This is a genomic window from Solitalea lacus (genome assembly GCF_022014595.1).
Lineage (GTDB): Bacteria > Bacteroidota > Bacteroidia > Sphingobacteriales > Sphingobacteriaceae > Solitalea > Solitalea lacus.
In genome coordinates this window covers 1681903-1701271 of record NZ_CP091740.1, presented here as the reverse complement: position 1 = coordinate 1701271, position 19369 = coordinate 1681903, and the positions used below count along the sequence as shown (strand labels likewise).

The following is a 19369-nucleotide window of genomic DNA, read 5'->3' as shown; positions in this document are numbered from 1 at the left end:
TAATTGGAACTCATTTTAATACCAGTTTTTACGGTCTCTGTTTATTTTCTTTAAAGATTTTCTCAGCTTATCATTCAGTCTTTTTTCAATTGATGCCTTACTTGGTTTTGTTGCCTTGCGAGGCTTTTCAATCTTAAGTGCATTTTCTAGCAACCGAGCCATTTTTTCGATAACCCGCTGTTTATTCAACAGCTGACTTCGTTCTTCCTCCGAGCTAGTTTTTAGCAATCCTTCCTTGGTTATTCTATGGATTAATTTACTATACAATTGCTGTTTTTCCTCATCAGTAAACAAATTAGAATCCATAATAGAAAACCCAACCTCGACTTTTGTTGAAACTTTATTTACATTTTGCCCACCTTTACCGCTGCTCCGCGACATTTGGTATTGAAGCTCTCCCGCAAGCGCATTCCTATCTAGATTCATCTTGTTAATTTTTTAAGCAAAAAACTTAAGGCTAAATTTTCATCAAAGATCTATAATTAAAAAATTATCATTTCATTTATTAAATAAAAATATAATTTAGGCACACTAACAATCAACTAAAAACTAACTTTTATGGAAACAGGATCAGCAACAAATTATCAAACTTTCACAGAAGCACAATTAAAAACCTCTTCGTATGCTGGCTTTGGCAGCAGATTAGTAGCATGCATAATCGACGGATTTATTTTGGCTATTTTAACCGGAACTTTATTCACATTTATGGTTTTTTTCGGAATAGTTAGTTTTTCGCTTGCTGATATTGGTACTGCAGAAGATAACCCTGCAGCTGCATTTGCGATTATAGGAGCTGTATTCTCATTATTTTTAATTATGATCGCCGGTTCATGGCTATATCATTCATTATTAACGTCATCTGAAAAACAGGGAACCATCGGCAAGCAAGTTATGGGTATTAAAGTAACAGATTTGAACGGTAATAGATTATCTTTCGGTAGAGCTACCGGAAGATATTTTTCAACTATCATAACTGGCATGATACCACTGTTTATTGGATACCTATTGGCTGCCATCACTGAAAAAAAGCAAGCCTTGCATGATATGATTGCAAGCACTATTGTTTTAAACAAATAAATTTCATTACTTAGCAATCCACTCTAATCCAATATCTAAGAAGAAACAGGCGATTGTCAAAGATCGCCTTGTTTATTTTTATAGGTTTTCAACCTGTCGCAGTCTTTAACAAGCACTCAAAATCTCAATTGGTTTTTCATAGATTTGCGCGGATCTTAACTAATCAGCATGCCCAAAAATTTTATTATTGCCATTGACGGTTATTCATCTTGTGGAAAAAGTACAATAGCGAAAGCATTAGCCAAGCATTTAAACTTTATTTATGTTGATTCAGGTGCAATGTACCGGGCTGCTACCTTATATTTTCTTCGCAATAATATTGACTGGCATGACCATGATGTTGTTATTGAGGCTTTAAAAGATATTCATGTAGAATTACATTTAGAGAACGACTATACCCAAGTGTTACTTAATGATGAAGATGTTTCTGAAGAAATCAGAAAAATGCCGGTCTCGAATAATGTAAGTAAGGTAAGTACGATAAAAGAAATTCGTAAGGCAATGGTAAAGCTGCAGCAAAAGATGGGAAAAACAAAAAACATTGTAATGGATGGCAGAGACATTGGTACAACGGTATTTCCTGATGCACAATTAAAAGTGTTTATGACCGCTCAACCTCTTATTAGAGCCGAACGACGTTACAAAGAACTGAAAGCCAAAGGAGAAGAATTAACAGTACGAGAAGTTTTAGATAATCTTAAAGAACGTGATCACGAAGACACTACTCGTGAAGAGAGCCCGCTACGCAAAGCAGATGATGCTATTATACTGGATAATTCGCACATGACCCCCGATCAGCAATTAGAATTTGTGGTCAATCTATACAAAAACCTACAGGATAGAAATTGATGATTAAACAATTAGCATTTTAACTAGATCAAAAAGCACCTCCAAACATTACAACCCTCATTTTCAGGCAAATAATTTTTCATTTATTTCAAGGATTATGTGTACTTTTGCGTTCCGCCAAAGGGCGGAAAAAGGAGACATGAAAAAATAAATGGCAAAAAAAGACAAAGAACAAGACGTTCTAGCAGCTGAATTAAAGACTGCAAATGTTGAGGGTGTAGAGAAAACTTCTCACCGCGAACAAGTTGAATCTGAAGCAGATTCATTGTCTATTGAACAGATCAAATCATCAAGCCTGACCCAAAACACAGGTGATTTTGACTGGGATGGAAACAAAAAAGGTTTTGGAAACTACTCTAAAGCTGAACGTGAAAAATTAGAGGCTCTTTACGAAGGTACTTTAAGTTCAGTTACCAAAGGTGAGATCGTTACCGGTAAAGTGGTATTGATCAACAACAAAGACGTGGTATTAAACATCGGTTTTAAATCTGATGGTTTAGTATCATTATCAGAATTCCGTGATACTCCTGATTTAAAAGTTGGAGACGAAGTTGATGTATTCGTTGAAAGCCAGGAAGACTCAAACGGACAATTAATCCTTTCTCGCAAACGCGCTAAAACCCAAAAATCTTGGGAAACTATCAATAAAGCGCTCGAAAACGACGAAATCATTAATGGTTTTGTTAAGAGCCGCACTAAGGGTGGTTTGATCGTAGATATCCAAGGTGTAGAAGCTTTCTTACCTGGTTCTCAAATCGATATCAAACCTATCCGCGACTACGATGTGTACGTTGGTAAAACAATGGAATTCAAAGTTGTTAAAATTAACCACGAATTCAAGAACGTTGTTGTATCTCACAAAGTACTTATCGAAGACGATCTTGAAAATCAAAAAATCGACATCATCTCTAAACTTGAAAAAGGTCAGGTACTTGAAGGTACTGTTAAAAACATCACTGCATTCGGTGTGTTCATCGACCTTGGCGGCGTAGATGGTCTATTACACATTACCGATATTTCATGGGGTCGTATCGATCACCCAGAAGAGGTATTGAAATTAGATCAGAAAATCAACGTTGTAGTACTTGATTTCGATGATGATAAGAAACGTATCGCTTTAGGCTTAAAACAATTACAAGCTCATCCTTGGGAATCTTTAGCTACTGACATCCAAGTTGGTTCTAAAGTAAAAGGTAAGATCGTTACTGTAGCTGACTACGGAGCGTTCTTAGAAATCATCCCAGGTGTTGAAGGCTTGATTCACGTTTCAGAAATGTCATGGTCACAACACTTACGCAATCCTCAAGAATTCATGAAAGTGAGTGATGAGGTTGAAGCAGTTGTATTGACTTTAGACCGCGAAGAACGCAAAATGTCATTAGGTGTTAAACAACTTACTCCAGATCCTTGGGTAGGTGTTGCTGAGAAATACCCTGTTGGCAGCAAGCACAAAGCTACCGTTAAAAACATGACTAACTTCGGCGTATTCGTTGAGTTAGAAGACGGTATCGACGGTTTAGTTCACATTTCTGACCTTTCATGGTCTAAGAAAATCAACCACCCTCACGAATTCACTAAAGTTGGTGAAACTTTAGAAGTTGTAGTATTAGAGGTTGATGCAGAAAACCGCAAATTAAGCTTAGGTCACAAGCAATTAGAAGAAAACCCTTGGGATACTTTCGAAACTATCTTCACGTTAGATTCAGTTCACCAAGGTACTATCATCAAAATGGCCGATAAAGGTGCTATCGTAGCTTTACCTTACGGTGTTGAAGGCTTCGCTCCTACTAAACACTTGGTTAAAGAAGACGGTAAATCTTTAGGTACTGATGATACTGCAGACTTCATCGTTATTGAGTTCAACAAAGACTCTAAACGTATTTTAGTTTCTCACTCACGTATTTGGGAAGAAGAAAAAGCTCAAGAACGTGCTACTGAAAGAGATTCTAAGAAAAAAGAAGCTGGTGCTCAAGCTAAAGCTGTGAAAAAAGTAAAAGAATCAGTTGAGAAAACCACTTTAGGTGATCTTGATGTTCTTGCTGCTTTGAAAGAGCAAATGGAAAACGAAAAGAAAAAGTAATCTTTAACTTTTCTGTTTAACATATTGAAAGCCCTCCGTTTCTGGAGGGCTTTTCTTTTTAATAATAATATTGAATCCCCCTCCTATTCGATATTTAACATACAACCTTCCCTCTTTTTTTTTATCTTTGTCAAATTTTAAATCATTCAATGCTACACAAACCGTTGCTTAGCAGTACGAAATTTGACCTTACTATAAAACGTCTTTGCTATCAATTGATAGAAAATCACAATAATTTTTCAAATACAGTTATCATTGGCCTGCAACCAAGAGGTACCTTTTTAGCCAATCGTATTAAAGAAGAATTATCAAAGATTTTACCTAAAACAAATATTGATTGCGGCAATCTTGATATTACTTTTTTCAGAGATGATTTTCGTCGTCGTGAATCACCGTTGGTTCCCAACACTACCAATATCAATTTTATTATTGAGGGCAAAAAAGTGATTTTAATTGATGATGTTTTATTCACTGGCCGAACCATCAGAGCCGGAATGGACGCTATGTTAGCTTACGGAAGACCTAAAAAAGTGGAATTATTGGTATTGGTTGACCGTCGATTCTCTAGAGAAATTCCAATTGAACCGGATTATATCGGCATTCAGGTTGACTCCATTGCTTCACAAAATGTACGTGTATCGTGGAAGGAAACTGACGGAGCTGATATTGTGGAATTAATTAGCGGAAAGTAACTGATATGATTTCTGAGCCTTTAAATTATCGCAGAGACGCGAAGGCCCAGAAAAATTAAGCGTCTCTGCATTATTGCGGTAAAATTTTCAAACGCCATTCAATAGTTAATACAAACATGCAACAGCTCAGCACCCGACACTTACTTGGAATTAAAGACTTAACCGAAAATGATATCCAATTAATTCTCGAGACTGCCGACAATTTCAAAGAAGTAATTAATCGTCCAATTAAAAAGGTTCCATCGTTACGAGATGTAACCATAGCGAATATTTTCTTTGAAAACTCCACCCGTACAAAGCTATCTTTTGAACTGGCCCAAAAACGTCTCTCAGCCGATATTATTAACTTTGCGGCCTCGTCATCGTCGGTAAGTAAAGGCGAAACGTTAATTGATACGGTAAATAATATTTTGGCGATGAAGGTTGATATGATTGTTATGCGCCATCCTTACGCCGGAGCTGGAATTTTCCTTTCAAAACATATAAACGCCCAAATCGTAAATGCCGGAGACGGAGCTCATGAGCACCCAACGCAAGCCTTACTCGATGCCTTTTCAATTCGCCAAAAATACGGTGATGTTGCAGGTAAAAAAGTAGTAATTGTTGGTGATATTTTGCATTCACGTGTTGCATTATCAAACATACTTTGCTTACAAAAACTAGGCGCTGAAGTAATGGTTTGCGGCCCTACAACACTTATGCCTCGTTACATCAAAGATTTAGGAGTAAAAGTTGAACACAATCTAATAAAAGCTCTTAACTGGTGTGATGTGGCCAACATGCTCCGAATTCAATTGGAACGTTTTGATATCAAATATTTCCCATCAATTAGAGAGTATTCAATGATGTATGGACTAAACAAACAAATCCTCGATTCATTGGATAAAGAAATCATCGTGATGCACCCGGGGCCAATCAACCGCGGTGTGGAAATCACCTCAGACGTTGCCGATTCAAAACAATCGATCATACTTGAGCAGGTGGAAAATGGAGTTGCTGTTCGTATGGCCGTTATGTACCTGCTTGCAAGTCAAAATCCGTTGGCATAGGTTATTCCTGCTATCTATTCTTAATTGTTGTATTAATACCTGCATTTGGGGACCTGAATGCTCATTTTTATTGCTAGCTGATCTTAACATGTTTGGGTTTGGCGCAGGCAACGAAAATACAGCTAAAACCATGTGTAACAATGCACTTACACACTATCAATTTATCCACACCTGTGAATAATTCGAAAAGGTTTTAAGTCTTAATTACAATAATTTTAGATTTTGAATAGTTTAAGTAAAAACTATTCGTTTCAAAACGGTTTATATGGATATTTTATATCTGCTATAAGCCGACAAAACGCATGATAATATGCAGGGCAACAATTTCCCTGCAGCAACAAATCTAAACTTTTACAAAAAGTTCAATTGAAAATGATTAAAAAGTCAGCATTATTTACGCTATTTTCTTTATTACTTTATTCCGTTTCGTTGCAAGCACAGGTTACTGCCGAATATACTGTAAATGAAACCTATCGTAAGGCCCTTGAATTGTTTGACAGTCAGAAATACGCTGCAGCCAATGAACTTTTCCGTCAAGTTTATAGTGAACAAAACTCAACTACAAACAGCAATTACGATCCGAGTGTAAATACTACCACAAAAGTAAATGCGGAATATTATGCTGCAATTTGTGCACTCGAGTTAAATAATAAAAATGCTGAAAGCGAACTTTTATCATTCATTAAGTCGTACCCAAGCAACCCTAAATCAAAAACTGCCAAATTTCAAATCGGTAAAGTATATTTCAAAAACGAAAATTATAAAGAAGCATTAAAATGGTTTTCAGAAGTTGAAGAAATTGATTTAAATGCAACCGATCAGGTCGAGTACAACTTTAAAACGGCATATTGCTACTTTGCAACGAAAGATTACACTAAAGCAAAAGCCAATTTTGCCAAGGTAAAAGATGGAAATAATCGTTTTAGTGAAGATGCCACTTACTATTATGCGCATATAGCATACATTAACAAAGATTATACAACGGCTTTATCTCACTTAAACAAAGTAAAGAACTCGTCCAAATACGCTGAAATTTATCAGTTCTATACAGCTCAGATCTTTTTAATCAATGGTAAATATGATGATGTAATTGCTTTTACAGAACCAATCCTCAATAAAGGTAACTCTAAATATAAAGCACAATTACACAAAATATTAGGATCGGCTTATTTCAATAAGAAAAACTATCCAATGGCTCAGCGTCAATTTGATAGTTACCTTGAGAGTAAATCCGCAGCTGCAGACCAGACCAGCCAGGACACCTATCAAATTGGATATACTTTCTATCAGAACAAAGAATATGATAAAGCCATCTCTCAGTTAGAACGATTAATAGACGTTGACGATGTGTATGCTCAATACGCTATGCAGACTTTGGGAAATAGCTTTTTAGCTAAGCAAAACAAACTTAACGCACGTGCCGCTTTCCAAAGAGGTTCAAAACTAACTTATGATGAAGGAGTAAGAGAGGATTGCTTATTGAACTACGCTAAGCTGGCTTACGAAACTAACTTTTCACAACAAGGTTTGCTTGCGACCAAAGAATTTGTTAGCAAATATCCTCGTTCAAAAAACATTGATGAAGCCAAAACTCTTTTGGGAGAAATTTTGCTGTCATCAAAAAACTATAAGGAAGCACTAGAAACCCTTGAAAGTGTTAAAAAACGTAAAGAGAACACTGATTTATTATACCAAAAAGTAGCTTACTACCGCGGTGTTGAGGTTTTCAATGCGCGTGATTTTTCATACGCCGAAGAGCTGTTTGAGAAATCATTAAACAATCCGATAAATGGCAAAATTGAAATGCAGGCCTTGTTCTGGAAAGCCGAATCATTATTCGAGCTTCAACGTTATGACGAGGCTATCAATACTTACGATGACTTTTTAAGCTATCCGGGTGTAGCAGGGTTGCCTGTATATAAATTTGCTAACTATAATATGGGGTATGCATATTTCCAACGTGAAAACTACCCCAAATCTGCCGAATATTTTGAACGCTATATTAATAGCAATGGAGCTGACAAAAAAATGGTGATGGACGCCACCTTACGTGTGGGAGACTGCTTTTTTGTTGCCAAAAACTACGAAAAAGCCTTAACGCAATATAACAAAGTAATTATTGCAGGCGCTACCGGTGCTGATTATGCAATTTTCCAAAAAGCAATGATACAAGGCGTGCAAAACAAAATGAATGATAAGATTTATTCATTGAAATCATTGCAGGAATTATATCCAAACTCATCATACATTGATGATGGATTATACGAAATGGCTTATGGTTACTTTATGATGAACAATTTTGAACAAGCTAAAAGTGGTTTTAACGAACTCATTAAAAGATTCCCTAACAGCAGCTATGTTCCTAAAGCAATTTTAAATCTTGGCTTGGTTTATTATAATACTGAAGATGATCAAAACGCATTACAAGCTTACAAGTTAGTGGTGAACAAGTATCCGGGAACTCCGGAAGCAAAAGAAGCAGTATTGGCTATTAAAAATATTTATGTAGATAAGGGTAATGCAAGTGAGTTTTTGAATTATGCAAAAAATACTCCTGGAGCAGCAATCAGTGCCAGTGCGCAAGATTCGATCAGCTTTGAGGCAGCCAATAATTTGTACCTGAAAGGAAAATGCGATGAAAGTATACCTGCTTTAACAACTTATATTGAAGAGTTTGGTAATGGTTATTTTATTAACGATGCTCGTTTTTACCGTGCTGAGTGTTTGACTAAACAAAAACGTACTAATGAAGCATTAGCCGATTATCAGTTTATTGCATCACGAACCAACAATAAATACACCGAAAAAGCACTATTCAATACTTCAAAAATCTATTTAGATAATGGAGATTTAGAATTAGCGAAACCCTATTTGAAACGTTTGGAAAGTGCTGATTTCAGGGCTAATTACGGTTATGCAATTGTTGGGCTAATGAAGATTAGTAATGCAGAAGAGAACAATGACTCAACTTTATATTACGCTAATAAAGTAATTGGGTTTGATAAAATGCCTGCTGATGAAATAAGTGCAGCTCATTTATTTTCAGCTAAAGCATACATGGCTAAAACCGATACGATTACAGCCGTTAAATCTTTAGGCAATGTATCGGCAGCAACAAAATCAGTTTATGCAGCCGAAGCAAAATACCTTACAGCTTTAATTCAATACAATAAAGGACAATTTAAACAATCACAGAAAAATTGCTTTGAGGTAATTGACAACTTGGCTAACCATGATTATTGGGTTGCAAAGAGCTTTTTATTATTGGCCGATAATTACTTTGCACAAGGCGATACTTTCCAAGCAAAAAGTACGCTTCAAAGTATAATTGACAATTATGAAGGCAGTGATGATATTCTCCCTTCGGCAAAAGAAAAACTAGCTAAAATTAATCGTGTAGGTAAATAATTGAAACTAATGAAACTCAAACATAACATATATTTTTTACTGGCCGCTTCTTTTTTACTAGCATCACAAAGCAGTTTTGCACAGAAAAAACTGGAAGAAGAAATTGATGTAGTACGACCATACAAGCCTGTTTTGGGTGATGCAATTAAGATTCGTCGTAACCCTGACTTTAATGATGACAATACTGCCAAACCAGTTCTGCAATACACGCAATTCGACAGGCAGTTTACCCAAAACGGCAATGTTTCTAAAGTAAATCCACAACAATTACCTGCCGAAGGAAAGGCCGTTCTTCCGTTGTTTCATGCCAAGCTTGGAGGAGGAAACCTTTCTGGTGCTTTGGGAGAGTTCTTTTTTAACAGTGCCCAATCTCCAACTGAACAGTACGGGTTTTACTATCAAGCCTACTCTGCTAAAGGTGATATTCAAAATCAAAATTATTCCAAAAACAATGTTGGTCTATTTGGAAAATTCATAAACCAATCAATCACAACAACCGCAAGCTTAAACTACAGGCAGAACAATAACTATTTCTACGGATACGATCACTCTCTGATTCAGTTAGACAAGAAGGATATTCTGCACAAACTGAATAATTTCAACGGAGAAGTAGAACTGGCTAGCAATATCGATCCTAATAAGACACTTTCTTATGCAGTGAAACTTGGTGGCTATGCTTTTTCAGACAATTATTCTGCAAAAGAAAGTAATGTGTTTTTAAATACTTTTCTGGGAAATGAGTTTGATACATTTGGAGGTCATTTAGCTTTAAATCTTGATCTAAACAATTATAAAGACGTCATTCAACAGAAAAATCACTTCTTCCGATTGAACCCTTATGTTACTTTGGGAAAAGAGCGCTTACAAAGTAGACTTGGATTAAACATAGTTACCAACTTTGGTGATAGAAGTTCTTTTAAAATCTATCCTAATGTGTCCACCGAATTTCAAGCTATTGACAAATACTTAACCTTCTTTGGAGGGTTAACCGGTGACATTCAAAAAAATACCCTGCGCGACCTTTCAACCCGAAATCCATTCATGGACGCGAACATTGCATTGCAAAACTCCAATGAGCGAATGAAGGTTTATGCAGGATTAAAAGGCACAATTGTTACCGGTTTAGGCTTTAAATTACAGTTTTCGCATAGCTCTATTGACAGCCTGCCATTTTATGTTAACAATTATCCCAACCCTGCAAATGGGCCTGATATTTCTTCAAATAAATATTATGTTGTTTATTCAGGTAAAAAAAGCCAACGTTCATCAATTTCCGGCAATTTAGAATATGCCGCTTCAGAACGTCTAAGATTAGGTTTTGAAGCCGTTTACAATAACTTTGATTTAAACGACATAGCTCAGCCATGGTTAACTCCAAAGTACAGGATTAATATTTCCGGAACTTATCATCCAATCAACAATCTTACGTTTACAGCTGATTTGTTTAATGTGGGAGAACAAAACGCCTTGGTTGATGCGCAAACAAACGAATACAAAACATTGTCAGGATATACCGATTTAAACATCGGATTTAACTATCGATTCCATAAAAATTTTGGTGCATTTGCCAATGCTAATAACATTTTGGGTAAAAAGTACGATCAGTTTCTTAATTATCAGAGTTTCGGATTTAACTTTATAGCCGGAATTAGCGTAACGTTTTAATAAATGATAGACGTAAACAAATATATTATTAAGCTTCTCGAACGAAATAACGAGGTTACTTTACCTGGCGTTGGGGGGTTATATCTGAGTCGTACCCAAACGAAACTTCATCACGATAATGATACCCTTTACCCTGCTACCGTTTCTGTAACTTTTAATCCATTTCGTTTGTCGGACGATGGTGAACTAAGAGATGAAATTGCACGCGAAGAAGATTTGGTTAAGCATTTAGCTGAATACGAAGTTCAAAAGTTCATTATCAGAATAAAACAAGGTTTAAGCAGATATCAGCAATTTGAACTTCCGGGTATTGGAGTACTGATGAGCGACTCAATGTCTAATATCCGTTTTAAAACTGCCTCGGATTTTATCCTTAATAAAGCCAATTTCGGTTTAGCCGAATTAATTGCCAAGCCAAGCGAGCCTCATAAGGACTCTCTAGCGCAAGAGAAGAAAATAATTTACCGAGAGTCAGAAAAAGGTGAAAAAAGCGTTTGGAAATGGTTGTTAGTTTCATTGTTCATTATTATAATTATTTCGCTATTAATTTTACTTGGAGTACAGTATTTTTTACAAAAAGTACAATAACCATATAAGGGGTTTTCAACAGATAGATCATTTACAACAATTTGACAATAAAAATATTTTAAGACATGTTTTTTCTACAAACCGGAGATACAGTACAAAGAGTAGCCGACTCATTAAGCAACTTACCAATAAATACCAAGGCACCACAGGAAAGCTTAAACTTAATCGACCTTATGTATAAAGGTGGATGGGTAATGATTCCATTGGCAATTTTGTTCTTTTTAGCGTTATTCATCTTTTTTGAGCGCTATTTTACTATCAGAAAAGCAAATCAATCTGAATCATCTTTGATGATGCAAATCAGACAGTATATCATTACCGGTAATCTCGATTCTGCAGTTAGTGTTAGTCGTAACAGCAACACCCCAATTGGTCGAATGTTGCAGAAAGGACTAGCCCGTATCGGTAAACCGATTAAAGAAATTGAAGGCGCTATTGAAAACGTCGGAAAATTGGAAGTATCAAAACTTGAAAAGAACATCAATATCCTTGGAATTATTGCTGGTATTGCTCCAATGTTAGGGTTTGTGGGAACTATATCAGGTGTTATACGTATTTTCTATAACATTTCGCTCGCCGGTGAAATTAATATCGGATTAGTTTCGGGAGGCTTATATGAGAAGATGATCACTTCGGCTACCGGCTTGATTATTGGTATTTTTGCCTATATCGGCCATCATATTTTGACAATGATGGTTGACCGTGTTATCCTTAAAATGGAAACTGATGCAATTGACTTTATTGACTTGTTAGAAGAACCAACACGATGAATTTAAGACGAAGACATAAGATAGGAGCAGAAGTGAACACCTCATCGTTAAACGATATCATGTTCTTTCTTCTTCTTTTCTTTTTGATTGCCTCAACGCTAGTGGCCCCTCATGTAATAAAAGTTACTTTACCAAAAGCTGCTACAGGGCAAACTGTTCCCAAAAAGAACCTCAATGTTTCTGTTACGAAAGAAGGGCAATACTTTGTAGATAAAAACCCTGTAAATGAAACTCAATTAGAAGAGGTGCTAAAAAGTTACGGAGCAAACAAGTCTGAAGAGGTAACTGTTATTATCAGCGCAGATTCAGCTGCTCAAGTGCAACCTTTTGTAAATGTTATGGACATTGCCAGTCGCTATAAACTTAAGTTGGTAGTAGCTGCACAGAAGAAATAATTTGAAATGGCGTACGCTCAGCATAAAGAAGAAAACAATTCCGGTAAAGCCTTTATGGTTACTACAACTATTTATGTAGTACTGGTTGGCATTTGTTTTTGGGTTCATATTACAAATCCTTACACTCCTTTACAGGAGCAGGGTGAAGGCGGAATAGTAGTAAACTATGGCACTTCAGATGTTGGAATGGGCACTGACTACACCAGCATGGAGGAACCTTCAATTTCGCCTAATGCCAATAATAAAATACCGGAAGAAAAGGTTGAAAATATAGCTCCAACCAAACCTAGTGAGGCCACTAAGCAGGAAGATGCTTTAATAACTCAGGATAACGAAGATGCTCCGGCAATAAAAACGGCACCTGATAAAGTTGTTAAAACTGAACCCAAGCAACCGGTTACAACAACTAAAACTTCAACTGAAACAGCTAAGGAACAATTACCCAAGGTAAACCCCAATGCCTTATATAAAGGTAAAAAGACCCAAAGTGGAATTGGCGGAGGAGATGGAACAGGCAATGAACCTGGCAACCAGGGTAAAATTACCGGTGATCCTAATTCAACTAATTATAATGGTACCGGTACAGGAAACGGTGGTGTGGCCCTTACCCTTGAAGGAAGGAAGTTTTTAAGCCGTCCGAGCATTGAAGACGATGGGCAACAGGCAGGCAAGGTCGCGGTAAAAATTACGGTTGACCGTGATGGTAATATTACCGCTGCTAATGCGGGTGCCCGTGGAACCACTATTTCAAACACCGCTCTTTGGAAAAAGTGCGAGCGCGCAGTTTTGCAATGCAAGCTAAACCCTATTAACTCTGGACCAGAAACACAAATTGGAATGGTGGTAATTACTTTCAGAGTTGAATAAGTAGTATCACCTTAAAATCATCCGTTATTATTCGTGTCTGCAACATATCAACAAACATTAGACTATCTGTTTAGCCATTTACCCATGTTTCACCGAATTGGTGAAAAAGCGTTTAAGGCAGATTTACATAACATTAAAGCTTTATCTGAAAACTTAGGAAATCCACATAACCAACTAACCTGTATTCATATTGCAGGTACAAATGGTAAAGGATCTACCTCACACATGCTGGCGGCAATTTTGCAACAAGCCGGTTATAAAACAGGATTGTACACCTCCCCTCACCTGAAAGATTTCAGAGAGCGTATCAGAATCAATGGAGAAATGATTCCGAAACAGGAAGTTATTGATTTTGTAGAGCAAAATAAGTCCGTTTTTAAAGAGATAGAACCTTCATTCTTTGAAATGGGTGTGGCAATGGCATTTAATTTCTTTGCCAAAGAAAAGGTTGATATTGCTGTAATTGAAACCGGCTTAGGTGGCCGTTTAGATTCAACTAATATTATTACTCCTATTCTTTCAGTTATTACCAACATTAGCTTTGATCATACAGCCATTCTGGGCAATACTATCGAATCAATCGCTACTGAGAAAGCTGGAATTATTAAGCCAAATGTACCTGTTGTTATTGGCCAGTTTCAACAAGGAGCGGCTGAAGTGTTTTTGAACAAAGCAACAGAAAATGCCTCTCCAATTTATTTTGCATCCGAAGAGTGGACCATAAATGCTAAAAGCAGAACAGCTTCACTGTGGACGCTCGATTTAAAAAACAATCTTGGTAAAGCATTCCCTCATCTTCAATTAGATTTAACAGGGAATTATCAGTTAAAAAACATTAAAACCGTTTTAGAAGCAGCTGAACAACTCAAATTACAAGGATTTAAAATCGATGACGCTCATATTTACGATGCATTAAAAGAGGTAAAAAAACTAACCGGACTACTGGGCCGCTGGCATACATTAAGCGAGAATCCACTTATCATTTGTGACACTGGCCATAATGTTGATGGAATAACCCAGGTAGTGGAACAAATAAATGAAACTCCATACGAAAATCTTCATGTTGTATTTGGCATGGTGAAAGACAAGGACATTACCCAGGTACTTGAACTAATGCCTAAAGAAGCTCTATATTATTTTTGTAAGGCTGACATCCCGCGAGGGATGGATGCAGGAGAACTTCAACAACTCGCTTCAGAATATCACTTAAATGGAGCTGTTTACAATTCCGTTAATGAGGCTTTAACTACGGCAAAAACAAATGCTCGTTTTAACGATTTAATTTTTGTAGGCGGAAGCACATTTGTTGTGGCCGAAGTGGTTTAATGCTTTTGATATGAACAAAAAAGCCGGCATATAACCGGCTTTTTCAAAAAGTATTAAAATATCTTAAGCAATCTTTACATTCACTGCATTTAATCCTTTTTTACCTTGAGCAACTTCGAAGGTTACGTTATCATTCTCACGTACTTTATCGATAAGACCAGTAACGTGAACGAAGATTTCTTGACCTTCATTTGTTTTAATGAATCCAAAGCCTTTTGACTCATTAAAAAATTTAACTTTTCCTGTTTTCATTATAATTATTAAAAAATTGAGCATTCAAAAGAATGAGAGAAAAGACATTAATCTTAATCGGTCATTCAAAGAAACCTAAGTTAAGCTTATTTTTCAATTGAGCAAAACTAATTATCACATAGTTCTGTCAATTTACTCCTATCCTTATTTATAGAGAATCAGAGTTATCAAAAGCCTCTCTGAAAGGTTCCTATATTGTGTTATTGTATCAATTAACCCAGTGCTAAGAAATATAAAAAATTCTACGCTGTGAGGTTTTTCTTATTTAAAATATAGTAAACAGGGATACCCAGTAATACTATGCCTAAGCCAATTATACTCGGGCCGGTTTTTACAATTAACAAGTCAATACAAATGGTCGCTGCTAATACTATGTACAAAGCTGGTATGAATGGATATCCAAAAGCTTTATAAGGACGTTCAGCGTTAGGATCCTTCTTACGCAAAATGAAAATACCGCCGATAGTTAATGAATAGAAAATTAGTACTGCAAAAATTACATAGTCCAACAATTCATTATATTTCCCTGAAAAACATAGAATTGAGGCCCATATACCTTGAATTATCAATCCGAATGCAGGTACACCTTTATTGTTAAGGTTTTCGGCTTTTTTCAGAAACAATCCATCTTTTGCCATCGCATAGTACAAGCGAGCTCCTGCCATAATTAAACCATTATTACAACCGAAAGTAGAAACCATGATAAGCACAGCCATTATCAAAACGGCAACACTTCCAAAAATTATTTCAGCACCTGCGGTAGCCACACGGTCATTGCTTGCAAACATAATTCCACGAGACAAAACATCAGCACCAGTAGGACTTCCATTTACCGGTAATAATGATAAGTAAGCAACATTGGCCAATATGTACAGTATTGTTACTATCAATGTACCAAAAAATAAGCTTAATGGAATATTGCGTTTCGGATCTTTCACCTCTCCTGCTGTATATGTTATATTGTTCCAGGCATCAGAAGAAAACAAAGAGCCAACCAACGCGCCTCCAATAGCTCCTATTAACGACAATCCTGAAAGTTTTACAACATCTAAAGCATTGGTCTTGGCATCAGCAACTGTTTTAAAAGGTTCTGCAAAGAAATTGGAAAAATTCTGATGAAAAGCATCAGAGTTCATTCCAAAGTAAATTCCCAGTACAATTAAACCCAAAAGTGAAATAATTTTGGCTACGGTAAATACGCCTTGAATAATTTTGGCATTTTTTACTCCGTACAGATTTATGATTGTTAACAGCGCAATTAAAGCTACACCCAAGAACTGTTGACTTGAGAACGCCAATGGCCCAATACTAAATAGCGAGGTGGTATTGATAAATTCAGGTAATAAAACACCTGTGTATTTAGCAAAAGCAATAGCTACAGCGGCTATGGTCCCTGTTTGAATCACCATAAAGGTTGTCCAGCCGAATAGAAATCCTGTAAATTTATTATAAGCTTCACGCAGATACACGTACTGCCCTCCTGCTTTCGGCATCATACCAGCTAATTCGCCATAACTTAATGCTGCCATAAGGGTAATGGCTCCGGTAAGAAGCCAAACAAACAGTATCCAAAATGGCGAGCCCAACAAACGGGCAATATCGCTGGTTACAATAAATATACCCGAACCAATCATTGACCCTACTACAATCATAGTTGAATCAAAGAGACCCAGTTCTCGTTTAAGCTCAGTATGTTCCGTATTCAAGTCGTTTTTGTTTTGTTGAATAATTGTTTGATCCATTCTGTTTTGATTTAAGTTGATTGTTAAGGTAGTTTTTTCCTTTGAATTATAAAATGTTTAAAGGGTTGTAAATCTTTTCAAAATATTGCCTTGTAACGTTTATTTCTGTTGCGAATAAATAATTTTTTATTCTAAAAACATTGCAATTCGTAAAATTTTATTTGACTATTCAATTTCACAAAAGTATTTTAGGCAAACCGAATAACTCTAACCTAATTATTTATGACCTTTTTACAAGAAAATCTTATTTACATTATCCCTTTATTTGGGGTGGTAGCCCTGTTAGTTACCGCTATAAAGGCTGCCTGGGTAACCAAGCAAGATGCCGGCGAAAAGAACATGGTGGAACTTGCCGGCTATATAGCTGATGGTGCCATGGCATTCTTAAAAGCAGAATGGCGGGTTTTAAGCTACTACGTAATCATTGCGGCCTTGTTATTAGGCTGGTCGGGGACATTGCCCAATGTGCACTCTCATTGGTTAATTGCCGTAGCATTTATTATTGGTGCGGTATTTTCGGCAACAGCAGGTTTCATCGGTATGCGTATAGCAACTAAGGCTAATGTTCGGACCACCCAAGCCGCACGGAGCAGCTTAGCTGGCGCTTTAAAAGTGTCATTTACTGGAGGAAGCGTTATGGGGCTTGGCGTTACCGGTTTGGCAGTTTTAGGTTTAGGAAGCTTATTTATCATATTCTATAAAACTTTTGTTCCAGCCGGCGCTTCTATCACTGGTTTGGAAATGCGAACTGTCATTGAAGTGCTAACAGGGTTCTCATTAGGTTCTGAGTCAATCGCATTATTTGCTCGTGTAGGAGGTGGAATTTACACTAAAGCAGCCGATGTGGGTGCTGACCTGGTAGGTAAAGTTGAAGCTGGTATTCCGGAGGACGATGTTCGTAACCCTGCTACTATTGCCGATAACGTGGGAGATAACGTTGGTGACGTTGCAGGTATGGGTGCTGACTTGTTTGGATCATTTGTAGCTACAATCCTTGCCACCATGGTATTGGGACAGGAAATAGATTCGAAAGACAATTTTAACGGCTTGGCCCCAATCCTATTACCGATGTTAATTGCTGGTATAGGAATCATATTTTCAATCATCAGTATGAAATTTGTTCGTATTAAAGATGAGCATCAAAGCGTGCAGGGTGCTTTAAATATGGGCAACTGGTCATCAATAATTCTAACGGCCGTCGCGTCTTTCTTTGCTGTCAAATATTTATTACCCGAAACCATGTCGCTTCGCGGTATAGAATTCACAGCTACGAATGTCTATATGGCCATTGTAGTAGGTTTGATTGTAGGGGCACTAATGAGTCTCATTACCGAATATTATACAGCTATGGGTCGCCGACCTGTAAATACCATTGTTCAGCAATCGTCAACAGGTCATGCCACAAACATTATTGGCGGTTTAGCCGTAGGAATGCAATCTACTTTATTACCAATTTTAGTTTTGGCATCCGGAATATTCGGTTCGTACCATTTTGCGGGATTATATGGTGTAGCCATTGCTGCCGCGGGGATGATGGCCACCACTGCCATGCAACTAGCTATTGATGCATTCGGACCAATTGCTGATAACGCTGGTGGGATTGCCGAAATGAGTGGGTTGCCCAAAGAAGTTCGTGAGCGTACTGATATTTTAGACGCAGTGGGCAATACTACAGCGGCTACAGGTAAGGGGTTTGCCATAGCATCGGCTGCGTTAACGTCCTTAGCATTATTTGCAGCTTTTGTGGGTGTAGCAGGCATCAGTAGTATTGATATTTATAAGGCTGATGTATTAGCCGGATTATTTATTGGCGGAATGATACCGTTTGTTTTCTCTTCACTGGCCATTTCGGCAGTAGGACGCGCAGCCATGTCGATGGTACAGGAAGTGCGTCGTCAGTTTAGAGAAATTCCAGGCATTATGGAATATAAAGCCAAACCCGAATATGAAAAATGTGTAGCTATTTCTACTCAAGCCTCCATTCGTGAAATGATTTTACCAGGAGCAATCGCTTTAATTGTTCCTTTAATTATAGGCTTTGCATTCGGCCCTGAAGTGTTGGGTGGAACCTTAGCAGGTGTAACCGTTTCAGGTGTATTGATGGGTATGTTCCAATCAAATGCAGGAGGAGCTTGGGATAATGCCAAAAAATCGTTTGAAAAAGGAGTAAATATTAATGGAGAAATGTTCTACAAAGGTTCAGAGCCACACAAAGCATCTGTAACGGGTGATACCGTAGGTGATCCATTTAAAGATACTTCTGGACCATCAATGAACATTCTTATCAAATTGATGTCTATTGTTTCTTTAGTAATTGCTCCACACATTGCACAAAAATTGCATGATCACACAGGTGCAGTAAATCATGAAAAAAAGCAATGCTGCATGGAGCAGGGCAAAACAGCACAAGCCGGAGCTACTGCGACATCAGTTGAAATGAAGGCCTGCTGCAAAAAGAATTAACAAATTAACTATCAATTAAATAAAAAAGAGCAGAAAAATAAATTCTGCTCTTTTTATTTATAATCAACACTTCTTAGATCTATCTATTAACATTACTATAAGTCATCCGCCTGCTTTAAATTAAGTTAACAAATAAAAATTGGCAA

The 19369-nt window shown here is 37.1% G+C and carries 16 protein-coding genes; 13 read left to right on the top strand and 3 right to left on the bottom strand.

From position 1 onward, the window contains the following. Positions 1 to 15: 15 nt before the first annotated feature. Complete coding sequence (gene arfB, locus L2B55_RS07235) at positions 16 to 426, bottom strand: alternative ribosome rescue aminoacyl-tRNA hydrolase ArfB (RefSeq protein ID WP_237849883.1); 411 nt, start codon at positions 424 to 426, stop codon at positions 16 to 18. A 132-nt stretch (positions 427 to 558) separates the two neighbouring features. Here arfB and L2B55_RS07230 point away from each other — a divergent pair, with 132 nt between their 5' ends. The 12 genes from L2B55_RS07230 to L2B55_RS07175 all read left to right on the top strand — a co-directional run bounded on the left by L2B55_RS07230 (position 559) and on the right by L2B55_RS07175 (position 14766). Then, positions 559 to 1077: an RDD family protein gene (locus L2B55_RS07230; RefSeq protein ID WP_237849882.1), complete on the top strand. Its 519-nt coding sequence runs from the start codon at positions 559 to 561 to the stop codon at positions 1075 to 1077. 168 nt (positions 1078 to 1245) lie between these two features. Then, positions 1246 to 1926 (top strand): (d)CMP kinase, encoded by a 681-nt coding sequence (gene cmk, locus L2B55_RS07225; protein ID WP_237849881.1) that lies wholly within the window; start codon positions 1246 to 1248, stop codon positions 1924 to 1926. Between the two features lie 151 nt (positions 1927 to 2077). Further along, positions 2078 to 4006 carry a 30S ribosomal protein S1 gene (gene rpsA, locus L2B55_RS07220; protein WP_237849880.1) on the top strand — a complete coding sequence of 643 codons (1929 nt, stop codon included), beginning with the start codon at positions 2078 to 2080 and terminating at the stop codon, positions 4004 to 4006. A gap of 149 nt (positions 4007 to 4155) precedes the next feature. Continuing rightward, the gene (pyrR, locus tag L2B55_RS07215; RefSeq protein ID WP_237849879.1) at positions 4156 to 4698 is read left to right on the top strand and encodes a bifunctional pyr operon transcriptional regulator/uracil phosphoribosyltransferase PyrR; all 543 of its coding nucleotides are present in this window, start codon (positions 4156 to 4158) and stop codon (positions 4696 to 4698) included. A 116-nt stretch (positions 4699 to 4814) separates the two neighbouring features. Continuing rightward, complete coding sequence (locus L2B55_RS07210; protein WP_237849878.1) at positions 4815 to 5747, top strand: aspartate carbamoyltransferase catalytic subunit; 933 nt, start codon at positions 4815 to 4817, stop codon at positions 5745 to 5747. 372 nt (positions 5748 to 6119) lie between these two features. Beyond that, positions 6120 to 9155 carry a tetratricopeptide repeat protein gene (locus L2B55_RS07205; protein ID WP_237849877.1) on the top strand — a complete coding sequence of 1012 codons (3036 nt, stop codon included), beginning with the start codon at positions 6120 to 6122 and terminating at the stop codon, positions 9153 to 9155. Between the two features lie 9 nt (positions 9156 to 9164). Continuing rightward, entirely contained in the window at positions 9165 to 10820 is a 1656-nt protein-coding gene (locus L2B55_RS07200; RefSeq protein ID WP_237849876.1) for a porin family protein, read from the top strand. A gap of 3 nt (positions 10821 to 10823) precedes the next feature. After that, positions 10824 to 11408: an HU domain-containing protein gene (locus L2B55_RS07195; protein WP_237849875.1), complete on the top strand. Its 585-nt coding sequence runs from the start codon at positions 10824 to 10826 to the stop codon at positions 11406 to 11408. Between the two features lie 65 nt (positions 11409 to 11473). Beyond that, on the top strand, positions 11474 to 12178 hold the full coding sequence (locus L2B55_RS07190) for a MotA/TolQ/ExbB proton channel family protein (protein ID WP_237849874.1): 705 nt from the start codon (positions 11474 to 11476) through the stop codon (positions 12176 to 12178). Then, positions 12175 to 12573: an ExbD/TolR family protein gene (locus L2B55_RS07185; RefSeq protein WP_237849873.1), complete on the top strand. Its 399-nt coding sequence runs from the start codon at positions 12175 to 12177 to the stop codon at positions 12571 to 12573. Before L2B55_RS07190 ends, L2B55_RS07185 begins: the two co-directional genes overlap by 4 nt. A 6-nt stretch (positions 12574 to 12579) precedes the next feature. Continuing rightward, positions 12580 to 13440: an energy transducer TonB gene (locus tag L2B55_RS07180; protein WP_237849872.1), complete on the top strand. Its 861-nt coding sequence runs from the start codon at positions 12580 to 12582 to the stop codon at positions 13438 to 13440. Between the two features lie 84 nt (positions 13441 to 13524). Then, positions 13525 to 14766: a bifunctional folylpolyglutamate synthase/dihydrofolate synthase gene (locus tag L2B55_RS07175; protein WP_237849871.1), complete on the top strand. Its 1242-nt coding sequence runs from the start codon at positions 13525 to 13527 to the stop codon at positions 14764 to 14766. A 63-nt stretch (positions 14767 to 14829) separates the two neighbouring features. On the opposite strand, the gene L2B55_RS07170 is transcribed toward L2B55_RS07175, so the two are convergent. Both L2B55_RS07170 and L2B55_RS07165 read right to left on the bottom strand, forming a co-directional pair. Further along, the gene (locus tag L2B55_RS07170) at positions 14830 to 15018 is read right to left on the bottom strand and encodes a cold-shock protein (protein ID WP_103790263.1); all 189 of its coding nucleotides are present in this window, start codon (positions 15016 to 15018) and stop codon (positions 14830 to 14832) included. A 242-nt stretch (positions 15019 to 15260) separates the two neighbouring features. Then, complete coding sequence (locus L2B55_RS07165) at positions 15261 to 16760, bottom strand: APC family permease (RefSeq protein WP_237849870.1); 1500 nt, start codon at positions 16758 to 16760, stop codon at positions 15261 to 15263. A gap of 222 nt (positions 16761 to 16982) precedes the next feature. Between L2B55_RS07165 and L2B55_RS07160 the strand changes: the two genes are divergently transcribed. Beyond that, complete coding sequence (locus L2B55_RS07160; RefSeq protein ID WP_237849869.1) at positions 16983 to 19223, top strand: sodium-translocating pyrophosphatase; 2241 nt, start codon at positions 16983 to 16985, stop codon at positions 19221 to 19223. Positions 19224 to 19369 lie beyond the last annotated feature (146 nt).

Coding starts and splice junctions, on each gene's coding strand:
- L2B55_RS07175 (WP_237849871.1), top strand. CDS start 13,525: ATGTTTCACCGAATTGGTGAAAAAGCGTTTAAGGCAGATTTACATAAC.
- L2B55_RS07195 (WP_237849875.1), top strand. CDS start 10,824: ATGATAGACGTAAACAAATATATTATTAAGCTTCTCGAACGAAATAAC.
- cmk (WP_237849881.1), top strand. CDS start 1,246: ATGCCCAAAAATTTTATTATTGCCATTGACGGTTATTCATCTTGTGGA.
- rpsA (WP_237849880.1), top strand. CDS start 2,078: ATGGCAAAAAAAGACAAAGAACAAGACGTTCTAGCAGCTGAATTAAAG.
- L2B55_RS07200 (WP_237849876.1), top strand. CDS start 9,165: ATGAAACTCAAACATAACATATATTTTTTACTGGCCGCTTCTTTTTTA.
- arfB (WP_237849883.1), bottom strand. CDS start 426: ATGAATCTAGATAGGAATGCGCTTGCGGGAGAGCTTCAATACCAAATG.
- L2B55_RS07190 (WP_237849874.1), top strand. CDS start 11,474: ATGTTTTTTCTACAAACCGGAGATACAGTACAAAGAGTAGCCGACTCA.
- L2B55_RS07160 (WP_237849869.1), top strand. CDS start 16,983: ATGACCTTTTTACAAGAAAATCTTATTTACATTATCCCTTTATTTGGG.
- L2B55_RS07205 (WP_237849877.1), top strand. CDS start 6,120: ATGATTAAAAAGTCAGCATTATTTACGCTATTTTCTTTATTACTTTAT.
- L2B55_RS07180 (WP_237849872.1), top strand. CDS start 12,580: ATGGCGTACGCTCAGCATAAAGAAGAAAACAATTCCGGTAAAGCCTTT.
- L2B55_RS07185 (WP_237849873.1), top strand. CDS start 12,175: ATGAATTTAAGACGAAGACATAAGATAGGAGCAGAAGTGAACACCTCA.
- L2B55_RS07165 (WP_237849870.1), bottom strand. CDS start 16,760: ATGGATCAAACAATTATTCAACAAAACAAAAACGACTTGAATACGGAA.
- L2B55_RS07230 (WP_237849882.1), top strand. CDS start 559: ATGGAAACAGGATCAGCAACAAATTATCAAACTTTCACAGAAGCACAA.
- L2B55_RS07170 (WP_103790263.1), bottom strand. CDS start 15,018: ATGAAAACAGGAAAAGTTAAATTTTTTAATGAGTCAAAAGGCTTTGGA.
- L2B55_RS07210 (WP_237849878.1), top strand. CDS start 4,815: ATGCAACAGCTCAGCACCCGACACTTACTTGGAATTAAAGACTTAACC.
- pyrR (WP_237849879.1), top strand. CDS start 4,156: ATGCTACACAAACCGTTGCTTAGCAGTACGAAATTTGACCTTACTATA.